This window comes from Streptococcus mitis, assembly GCF_002096925.1.
In the GTDB taxonomy this organism is placed as follows: domain Bacteria; phylum Bacillota; class Bacilli; order Lactobacillales; family Streptococcaceae; genus Streptococcus; species Streptococcus mitis_AF.
Genome location: NZ_NCVN01000029.1, coordinates 1 through 11,081, shown reverse-complemented (window position 1 = coordinate 11,081; position 11,081 = coordinate 1). Strand labels below are relative to the sequence as shown.

Here is an 11,081-nt window from a genome sequence, read left to right as displayed (position 1 = left end):
ACTTGATGGATTCGGTCCAGTTTCATTCCCAAATAACTATTTGCAGGAAGTTTTGTACCAGATGGGATCTGAAGATCATAACGTCCTAGGCTATCCACTACTGGTGTTTCCTTTAAGGCATCCACGTTGGTGTCTGTTAAGTCAAGATTTGGACTATCTACATCCACTCTAAATTCCGCAATTCTCCACCATTTACTTAAGGTTTCTGTATTACGAATGCGAACAAAACGAGTTGTAAATTCTTGCACGATATCAGAAGTTCGTTGCCCTGTTAAATTTTGAAGTGTAGTCCAATTTGTACCATCCGCAGAATATTCGACGACTCCAGATGCTAGTTTATCCCGTTCCCCTTGCATCAGATGAACTCGTTTTACTTTATGCAATCCACCTAAGTCCATTTGTACCCAAGCTTGTTCTGGTGTGACATTGGTTTGATCAACATGTGCCATCATAGATTCCGTGTTTTCTTGACCATCTTGCATCTGAACAACACTTGTTCCATATTTATAAATCAGATTTGAACTTAAGCTAATAGTGCCCCTAACCTTCTTACTACCCAACTCTAGGGGTCTATTTACAGCAATTTCACGCATGGCGAGCCAAGCATTATCCTTCTTAGCTGTTGCTATCATACGAACAGCTTGAGCTGTGATATCGAGGTCATTAAATTCCAGAATGCGTTCTCTACCAGTATATGCAGAGCTCGTTATGGCTACCCATTCTCCTTTTTCATTTTGATATTCCACAACTGCATTACTAAAGGTATAGTTATCAGCCGTATTAGTACCCGTAGCGAAACCTAATTTGTGTATTTTAATTGCCTTATTAAAGCGCAAGCCTACATAATCACCTCTTTCAATCACAATTGTTGTTTTGGCAATCACATGTGTATCAAAGTCACCATCTGTGACTTCTTTCAATCCGCCTTCTATTCCAGCACGATTCGTAATAAATGTTGTCACAAATTTATCTGGATTCAACATTGATTGGATGTGCAAGGCTAAGTATTCTTTGAGATTATTGATAAATGGTCGAATATGTTGGACACCAAATTCTGCGTATTCATAATGGTCAACGTAAAAGAAGGCATGTTTAACTGACTGGTCATAATGTTTGACTCCTGCCTGATAATACTCCCATACCTTGGCATCATTTTTTTCAGTAAGTCCTTCCGTAGCTGTTAAGAAAGCTTCAAGCGCGTTCATTTGATCCACTGTATTATCTAACCAATAGTGAATTTGTTCAATTAATTTCTGATCGCCTTTTTCTTTAAGTAGAAGGGCATTGGCTTTCAAACCAGCAAAAATTTCCCTCAACTCTTTTCTTTCAGAATCCAGATTTTGACCAGATTTGAGTTTGTTATAAAATTCTATCAATTTTGGAGCCAATTCTACAGACTCTTCTAATTTAGTGACATGTGGAGGTCTATTTTGATTACGCATATGTTTTCCGAGTTCTCTAAACGCCTTTGAAACACTGCTTTCTTCGAAACGATCATTGACTACAAAGTTAAAGGCCATATCGTTGATCTGTTCTGCTTCTTCTGCGCTTTGCCATTGCTTCCATCCATACTGAGCCATATCAAAAAGTGCTACTTTAGAAGCTTCAGATTGTTGCATTGGATTTAACATAATTCCTTGTGCAAGTGATAAATCAACATTTGGATGTAAGAATTTTTCACTACCACCGAGAATTAGGTGGGGTTTTGTATTGTCATTACATGGCCAGTTAATCCAAAACTGAATTGGACGGTAAGTTTTACCGCCTTCCGTTAAATTTTTCTTTAAGTTCGTTAAGAATGTTTGGTCAACAGCACCCCAAACCTTTCCACCAGTAAGTGTTAAATGGACATTTTCAGGAAGATGTTCATTCAAGGTCCGGAGTTCAGCTTCAGTTCCTTGCCCCATGTACCAGGCAGGAACAAAAATCATATCTTTACGAAGACCACTGTATGTTGTTTGTTTTTCAGTCAACCAATTTGTTATATCCTTCATCAAGCGAACATAACTATGATAACCACCAACTGGGCTTGGTGCATCGTCTGCAAGCACACCAAATTCTCGCACTCCTACGTCCAATAACTGAGTAAATTTAGCCTTGATGGTTGCAAGATCAGCCTGGTAATGCGCTTCATTACCAAAGCGGATACGTTTATTCATAAATGGATGAATAGTCCAGACATAACGTGTTTTCGTCTCATTACCGACACGAGCAAGTTCACGAATTTCAGCCAGTTTTTCTTCTGGGTAGAGTTCACGCCATTTCTTATTGTGATATGGATCATCTTTTGGTGCGAAATAGTATTGAGTTAACTTCAATTCACTTCCATAACGCATCAATTCTTTACGATTTTCATTAGACCATGGATTGCCATAGTAACCTTCGATGAAACCACGGTTCTTGATTTCAGCGTAATCTTCCACTGTCACATTGCGAAGAACTGGAACTTGACTTTCCTTGAGCATATGTTTCAAGGTTGTCAAACCATAGAAGACCGCATCTGTGTCTTTTCCGACGATGAAAATCGAGTTATCTTTGATGGTCAAGGCATAGGCATCAATCTTGTCAAATAGTCCTGCTGAAACCTTGGACATGTTTTGTTCTGCTTGTGAACCTCGTCCATGCACTCCAAGATAGATATTAGTTGCGCCAGCAACTGCTGATTGACTAGTAGTGTAGGATACTTGATTGTCCTGCAAGACACTCTTCAAGCGATTACGAGTATAAATATCGAGTTGATCTCCCATTACCAGATTGACTTGCTTACGAAGAGCTGTTACTCCTTCTCCATAAGTCACTTTTTGTGGCGTTGGGAAAACCTTGTACTCTTTCTTGAGATAGTCTGCGCTCTTGCTGGCAGCCACAATGCTGTCTTTGCTAGCTGGTTTACTTGCAGTAAATTGATCTGCCAATTCAACTGTTCCATCACCTGTTTGCTCGACTTTTGGAGTTTCAGGTGTAGTTGGTTGACTTGGTTTAGCAATTTCTTTATCATTTTGTCCTCCACTCATAGCTTCAGACGGCTTCGTTTCATTCTCTGGGGTCCCAGATGCATCAGCTAGTTTAGGATTATTTGTCGAATCGGTAGAGCCAATCGCTCCTGCAGCTTCTCCATTTCCAACTGTCGAGCTGCCTTCCTTCCCAGCATTTTCTTCTGCTTTCTTCAAAACTGCTGCAAGCTCATCAGGTAACTTTTCCAGTGGCTGAGCTTGAGTTATAGTTCCCTCTTTATCTCCTACACTACCTGTTTCTGCTGCCTCTACTAGATTAACACCAAAGATACTGGCACCAATCATAACAGAAGCTACTCCAATAGCGAATTTACGAATACTGTAATGACAACGTTTATTGAAAAAATTTTTACCCATCTTTATCTTATCTCCTTTCGTCTAAACACGAAAGTAAACGATTCCATTTTTACTAGTAAAGACGGAGAGGCCTAATTGGTCCTCTCCATCTATTCGACTCATTTATCGATACATTTTTTATCTTCTACCAATCTATACAAATAGAATGGTATTAGACGCACAGACTAATCCTCTTTGCGTTTTGCAGTTAATAAAGCTGCTGATAAGGCCAAGGTAACACCTGCCAAGAAAATAGCTGTTTCTGACTGTTTTTCACCAGTTTCTGGCAATCTCTTGTCTTCCTTGGCAACTTGAACTGGTGCTTCTGGAATTTGAGCTTTTTCTAACGAACTTAGCTTGAACTCTGGTTTTTCTAGTGTCGGAGCAGCTTGATCTCCTACTATGGCTAGAATTCCTGTGTATTCCGGAACTGCATTTACTGCTGCTTCTACAAAGTTAGCACCGCCTTTGAATTCTGGAACTTCGTTTACTGGCGCAGGTTCCTCACCCTTACTATTTGAAATAGATGGTTTTACTCCTACCTCAATAATACGATCTTGAGCTTTTCTTTGTTCAGAATGAACACGAGTTCTAGTAGTTCCTGATACTTGAATATAGTCAACTTTTTCTCCAGCTTGTCCTTCAGAAACTACACGACGTTTACCTTGAGCAAGCTCAGGAGTTTCACGAATAACTTCTTTAAACGGAAGTGGAGTCTTTTCAATTTCCAAGCTTGGAGCTTCTGCAACTAAGTTCTTAACGCCTTCTGTCGGTGTTGTTTGGAAGGTAGACTTAAAGTGTAAACGATATTCTTTTACCAGATTTCCATCTTTGGAAACAAGACGAACAAGTGTTGGAAGATTTGTATTTCCATGATCCACTACTGTGACTACTCCATGTCCACTAGTTGTAGCAGTGACTTTTGGTTTAGTTCCCATTGTTGTTAGGGTGTACTCTGTCACATTTGGATCAAAGTTTTCCAATGATTTTCCATCGATCGAAATAGTCGCTGATGGTGTTTCGACTTCTGCTCCCTTTCCTGCAGAGTAGGCTGTAAATTCGACTACTGCTAGCCCGTTAGTAGTCGAATTACGAGTCATTCGAGCACGAATAGCTGTCGCTTGAATCGGATCAAAGTTAAACTCGATTGGTTTACCAGCTACTAATTCTCCAGAAGCTTTGTAAGGAATTGGTGCCCAATTTTCTGCCTTGTTGAATGGATGGTCAGCATTTTCTTCATAACGAGAAATCGTACTTGGTTCTGTAAAGGCAGGACCAATATATCTTTCTAGAACCATTTTCTCTGGGGCATCTGTTCCACTATCTTTAAAGAACTGAATGGCTACTTTTCCAATAGATTGGGAGGCAATTTTACCGTCCTTCTTAAAGAGTAGTCCGACAGAAGTTTCTTCATTTTTCGGAGTACGAGACCAGTTTGTCCAACGTCCATCTTCATTGTATTTTCCATCATTGATATAGAAAATTCGATCATGTGAAGCTGCTTGTGTATCGTTCGTTGTCGAAGCAAAGGCTTTAGAATCCGTTTCATTGTTGCTTGGATTTTCTGAAATGACTTGATTTCCTTTAGAAACAACTGTCACCTGCATTTTAGTGGTTAGATTTGTACCAATGACATGACCGGTAATTTCAAATGTTCCCTCATGCTCTGTTGCATGTTCAGGAATAGCATCCCATTTCACTGCCAGTTTATCTGTAGTCCAAGTAGTTGAAGTTGGGTAATAAACAGTGACTTCTGAAGGAAGTTGAAGAGCATCTCCAACATTCAAAATTTTAGCACTATTTTCTGCAGCAAGAGGTTGGCTAGTTTCTCTCTCATCATTGCGGAAGATTCGATATTCTTTCAATACCGTACCATCTTCTGCTTTTAAGATGAGACGTGTTGCACCTTTTGGACTGGTTGCCGGAACAACTGTTACCAAACCATTATTGCTAGCGGTTGCAGTGATTTCTTTGCTAGATTGAGGAATATAGTAATCAGTCTTAGATGGATTAAAGTGTTCAAGATCCTTGCCATCTACCTTGATAGAAATCTCTGAACTTGTAGAGCTTAAGACCTTGTTTCCAAGGACAGTTAGCTCTGTCAGACCAACACCTGATGTTCCATCTGCTTTCTTCATGCGTATACGAACAGCATAGGTTTCTACCTTGTCAAATGTGAAGTGATTTGTTTGAGTTGCAGATAGCTGACTTGGAGCATGTAAGTTTTCAACTGCTTTCCAATTGTCTGGATTATTAAATGGATGATTACTATCTCGTTGCGCATGACTGACATCACTTGGTAAATCAGGAATTTCTTTACCTACATAATATTCAACTACATATTCTTTTGGAAGACCAATTGCTCCATCAGTATAGAAATCAACCGATAAATTATTGACAAAACGTTTCGTCAAGTCTCCTGAATTACCAAACAAGATTGAAGCCCAGTCATTGTCAGTATTTGTTCTCCAAGTAGTCCATCTATTTTTAGCATCTGTTGGCGTTCTTGATACAGTCAGGTCGTTCAAGGCATTAGCTGAATCATCTCCTCCTGTATTGGACACAATAGCAGCTGGCAATTGCGAACCTGTCCATTGTTTAGAGATATTATTTCCAGCAACAACTTGACTAGACACTCGAACATGAGCTTTAGTGGTAAGATTGCTACCCACTAAACGACCATTGATTTCATAGATCCCTTCAGTTTGACTAAAGTTGACTGGAACCTGATCCCAAACTACATCTTTGTAGATAGTTGTTCCGTTAGAATGGTAAGCACGAACATTAGCTGGCAATTGAACTGTCTCACCCTTAGGAAGAGTAAGGCTGATTTCCTCTGCAACTTGTAAACCTTCAACCGTTACCGTTGCTTGAGCTTCAATGTCTGTTCCTTCTACATGTCCTTTAAGGGTAAAGCTATGATAGCGGCCCAATTCTTTTTCATCTACCTTGTCCCAAGTTACAGCTACCTTACGAGGCAAGCCTTTATCAAATTCTGCTCCAACTTCTTTAGGTAGATTCGGTTGCTGATTAATGTCTGTAGAAATAGATACAGGATGAAGTTTCACAATCTTCTTGCTGACTTTATTTTCTTTAATCACCACTTCAGTAGTTACAGATTCTGTTTTCTCTGTTTGATTATCGATTCGAGGTGTCAAAGTCACTCTTCCCTTAGTATAGAGCAACAAGTTCTGTCCATTCACCTCAAGATGCCCACCATCAGATGATTTAGCTTCTAGGTGAATATCTGAAGCTGAAAATTCTGTTTGAGAACCATCCTCATAACTACCAATGACACGATAAGTTAAGACCTGATCTTCAGTAGCAGTTTCTTTTCCTTCCACAACTACTTCCAAACGTTTCAAGGCAGGAGCTTCCTTCACAAACTGAATTAGGTAAGTTTGAACCAAGTTACCCTTTTGGTCACTCAAGAAGACCGAGGCCTGATAACCATTATCAGCAGAAGCTTGCTGAACAGTTACTTGATAACCAGTAGTCTGAGCTCCAACACTTGGAATTGTTCCAGTGTAAGGAAGGGATACACGGTAATAAGTCTTGCCAGACTCGAAGTTCTCAAGAGCTTTATCCCCAACAGTAAGTCCTGTAATGCTACTTGTTGTTTCCTTACTGCTTGCAATAAAGGTTGCAGTTACTTCACGGTCATCATCTACCAATTTACCAGTAGCCTCTGTACGTCCCCCTTCCTTGGTCAAAGCAGCAGGATCTTTCAAAGTCCAAGAAACAACATCTGTATCAATCAAACTACCATCTGTCAGAACAGCTGTGACCGTTTTATCCAAATCAGCTGCAGTTGTACCAACTGGTACTGTAGCAACTTTTGGTAACCATCTATCTAAGGCAATCACTTTTACAAGTGCCTCAGCTTTGGTTTCCAAACCTTCTACACGTCCAGATACTTTTTTCTCACCTGCACTTGTAAGCAAGTCAGATGGCACGTCCCATGTTACAGTCTTTTCCTCAACACTACCGTCGCTATAAATAGCTGTTACTGTTTGAGGCAATTCAGGATTTGTTGTCACGTCAGTTGTTGCTTTTACAGGAGCAAAGGCTACAAAGTGACGGTTTTCTTTCTTACCAGACACAGTTGCGACCGTTGCGCTATCAGAAGTTAAGCCAGCAGAATCTGCATAAAGAGTAAATTTACCTTCTTTTTCTGTTGATTTTACAATGACAACTCCTTTACCATTGAAAGCACGTCTTTGCCATGTTCCATCTGCTTGAGCTTTGTAACGCTCACGGCTAGCTTGTTCTCCATTATCGACCCCAACAATTTGTCCCTGACCATGAAGATTGAAATGCACAAGGTTGTTAGCTGTCGGAACCACATTCCCATCGCCATCAACAATTTCGTAATGGATGTAGGATAGATCTTTTCCATCTGCAGTGATAACATGCTCTTCTTTAGTCAGACGAACCCTTGCTGGCTCCCCAGCTGTTGTCACACTATCACGTGCAATTTCTTTGCCATTTTCATCTCTAGCAATAGCAGTCAGTGTACCTGGTTGGTATTTTACAAGCCACTCGAGATACAATTCACTTGGTTTAGCCCCTTCATGATAAGGACGTCCATCTTCTGTCGTTTTCTTCGTATATTCCTTTTTACCAAGCGACTCACCATTTAAGAACAATTCGACACTTGCAGCATTTGAGAAGGTACGAACTGGAACCTTTCCATCGACCAGCATCTTGCGATCCTTAAGAGTCTCTTCAGTCCAGTTCCAATGTGGTAAAATGCGAACAGTTGGCTTTTCTTTAGCACTATACCATTCACTACGGTAAAGGTAAAAATCATTCTTCGGTAAACCAGCCGTATCGATGATACCGAAGTAAGAGCTCTTCACAGGTGTATTATCTTGGTTATGCCATGGAGTTGGTTCACCGATATAATCAATTCCTGTCCAGATAAATTGTCCAGCATAGCCAGCGCGATCACGGTCAAAAGTCCATGACTCAGTAGCTGTTCTTCCCCACCCAACACGGTCATTACCATAATCAGATTGTTCATAGTGACGATTTGGACGGTTATCGTGTCCAAGGATTTGAGCAGGATTGTAATAAGAATCACGCGTTCTAGTAGCTGAAGAGGTTTCAGAACCATAAATGAGCCAGTCTGGATGCGCTCTACGAACCGCATCATAAAAACGTTCACCATAGTTCATACCGACAGCATCCATGATTTCTGCGAGTTTCAAGAAATCACCTGTCGCTGCACGACTAAATTTATTTTCACCCATGGTGACATAACGTTCAGTATCAATCGCCTTGATAATAGCCTTCAGACGTTTAGCTGTCTCTATAGAACGAGGACTACCATTTGCCTCTTCCACCTCATTTCCAAGAGACCACATTACGATAGACGGATTGTTCTTATCACGTTCTACCATTGTTCTAAGATCAAAGTCAGACCACTTCTCACCCTTCTTAGCTTCAGGATGAGTTGCATCTTGATCAAAGAACCGTCCATAGTCATAAGTCTTCTTGCCACCATACCAAGTATCAAAAGCTTCCTCTTGCACCAAAAGACCTAAACTAGCTGCAGCATCAAGCAACTGAGGACTAGCTGGATTGTGGGTTGTTCGAATAGAGTTAACCCCCATATCTTTCAGGAGTTTTAATTTACGATAGGTAGCCTTATAATTTTCTTCTGCACCCAAAGCTCCATTGTCATGGTGAATACTTACTCCGTGGAATTTCATGCGTTCACCATTCAGAGAGAAACCATCCTTAGCAGTCCAATTGAAATAACGGTAACCAAATGTATCTTCTGTTACATCAACTAGTTGACCTTCTTTATAAACCTTTGTTTTCAGCACATACAGTTGAGGATGATAACTTTTTGTCGTCCAAAGAGTTGGTTTATTAACTAGGATTGTTTGTCTGAAATCTGCAACTTCATTTTCTGCTAAATTCTTCGTTTCAGAGCGCACTAATTCTGAAACAACCTTACCTTCCTTAGTAAAAATTTGTTGTTCCACAAAGACTTTAACAGCCTTCTTATCCGTATTTTTAATCTTACTTTGAACCTGTGTTTCAACATTTCCTTCTTTTTGCTCAGCAAGTTTTGGAGTAGTGATATGATTACCATTTTCGGCAACATGGACTTTATCACGATAACTAAGAGTTACATCACGATAAATCCCACTTCCTGAATACCAACGACTACTTGGTTGTTTATTTGTCACTTGAACAGTGATTGAATTTTCACTACCATCCTTGTTTAAAAATTCTGTAATATCATATGAAAAATGATTATAGCCACTTGGATAATGTCCTACAAATTTACCATTTACATAGACCTTCGAATCCATGTAAACCCCATCAAAATTGATACGAACATCCTTATTCTTGTCTGCTTCATTTAATGTGAAAGTCTTACGATACCAAGCTGTTCCACCATTTAACTGGCCACCTTCATTACGCGCGGGAGACTTATGGTCGAAATCAAAATAAATGCTCCAATCATGAGGAAGATTCAATTTAGACCAATCATGAACATCCACATCTTTTTTTGAAAAATCTCCTTGGGCATTTAGTTTAAAATACCAATCTTTATTAAAATCTTGTTTTCGCTCCGATAATAGCTGTTTTTCCTTTTCAACTTCGGATTTGTTCGACTCACCAGACAGTGCTTGCAATTTTTCAGAAGAAGGTTTGACCTCTGTATCTGCTTTTACCTGGTCATTTCCGGAAGTTTTTTTAGAATCCTCTTTCAGTTCTGTTCCAGCTGTTGATAGAGATTCAATAGGCTTTGGATTTGTCTCTTCAGATTTCTGTTTGTTCTCAGCTTTATTTCCTTCTTCTACTTTATTTGGCGTTTCCACTTTAGGGCTAGCCAATTCATTACTATCCTTGTTAGCTGGTGTAGTTGATTCTGTATCCTTAGTCACTTTATCTTCTGTCGATTCAGCTTTTGGTTTTACAAACTCACGCCCACCATTTTCATCAGCCTTTGCGATAGCAGCTGCCACATCATCGGGAAGCTTATCTAAAGGCTGAGCTTGATGAACAGTTGTTTCTTCTGTTTGAGTATTGGATGAAGCCACCTCCTCAGCTTGTATAGCTGAAATACCAAATATACTAGCCCCAATCATTACAGATGCTGCACCTATTGCAAATTTACGAATGCTATAATGACAACGTTTATCAAAAAGTCTTTTATTCATTAAAGTCCTCATTTCTTTCCCTTGATACAAAGTAAGCGTTTACTTTATTTTAAAAAATAACCTCCTTCTGAATACACAAACAAGTACCAAGTTCGATAATATAATTTATATATTAAATATATCAAAACACGCCTGAAATTGCAATCATTTTCCATTAATTTAACCTAATAAACTGGTATGTAAGATAAATTCATTCAAAAGGAATAGATGCAATGAAAGTACCTTTCTGTTCTAGACTCTTTCCAATACAACTTTCATTCCATTAATAGCATTTTCATACTTCAAATTTATAGTTTATGGACTCATATCATTATAGACTGCGTTCATTTGCATACACTACATAAAAAGAGTCTGGGATAATAGTCTCTTATCTCCAAAAAAAGCAACGGATTTGCCGTTGCTTTTTTTGCATGGTTACGATAGTCTTGGTAAAATAGAATTGCTTAATAAACCATAGGGATGGAAGAACTCATACGTAATCTTTTCATGGACCTCAATCTTCATTTAAAAATGGAAGAGTTAGTGACCTTAGATTGTCTGTTTATTGACG

1 protein-coding gene and 2 pseudogenes are annotated in these 11,081 nt (G+C 39.4%); all 3 read right to left on the bottom strand.

Going from position 1 to position 11,081, the window contains the following annotated elements:
* A pseudogene (locus B7692_RS06150) lies at positions 1-2,981 on the bottom strand (beta-N-acetylglucosaminidase domain-containing protein); the annotation flags it as partial.
* A gap of 321 nt (positions 2,982-3,302) precedes the next feature.
* Positions 3,303-3,368: pseudogene (locus B7692_RS11250) on the bottom strand (YSIRK-type signal peptide-containing protein); the annotation flags it as partial.
* A gap of 164 nt (positions 3,369-3,532) precedes the next feature.
* The gene (locus B7692_RS06145; RefSeq protein ID WP_084930227.1) at positions 3,533-10,531 is read right to left on the bottom strand and encodes an SIALI-17 repeat-containing surface protein; all 6,999 of its coding nucleotides are present in this window, start codon (positions 10,529-10,531) and stop codon (positions 3,533-3,535) included.
* Positions 10,532-11,081 lie beyond the last annotated feature (550 nt).

What these genes read in the sequence shown, in the direction of transcription:
- B7692_RS06145 (WP_084930227.1), bottom strand. Translation starts at nt 10,531, where the DNA reads ATGAATAAAAGACTTTTTGATAAACGTTGTCATTATAGCATTCGTAAA.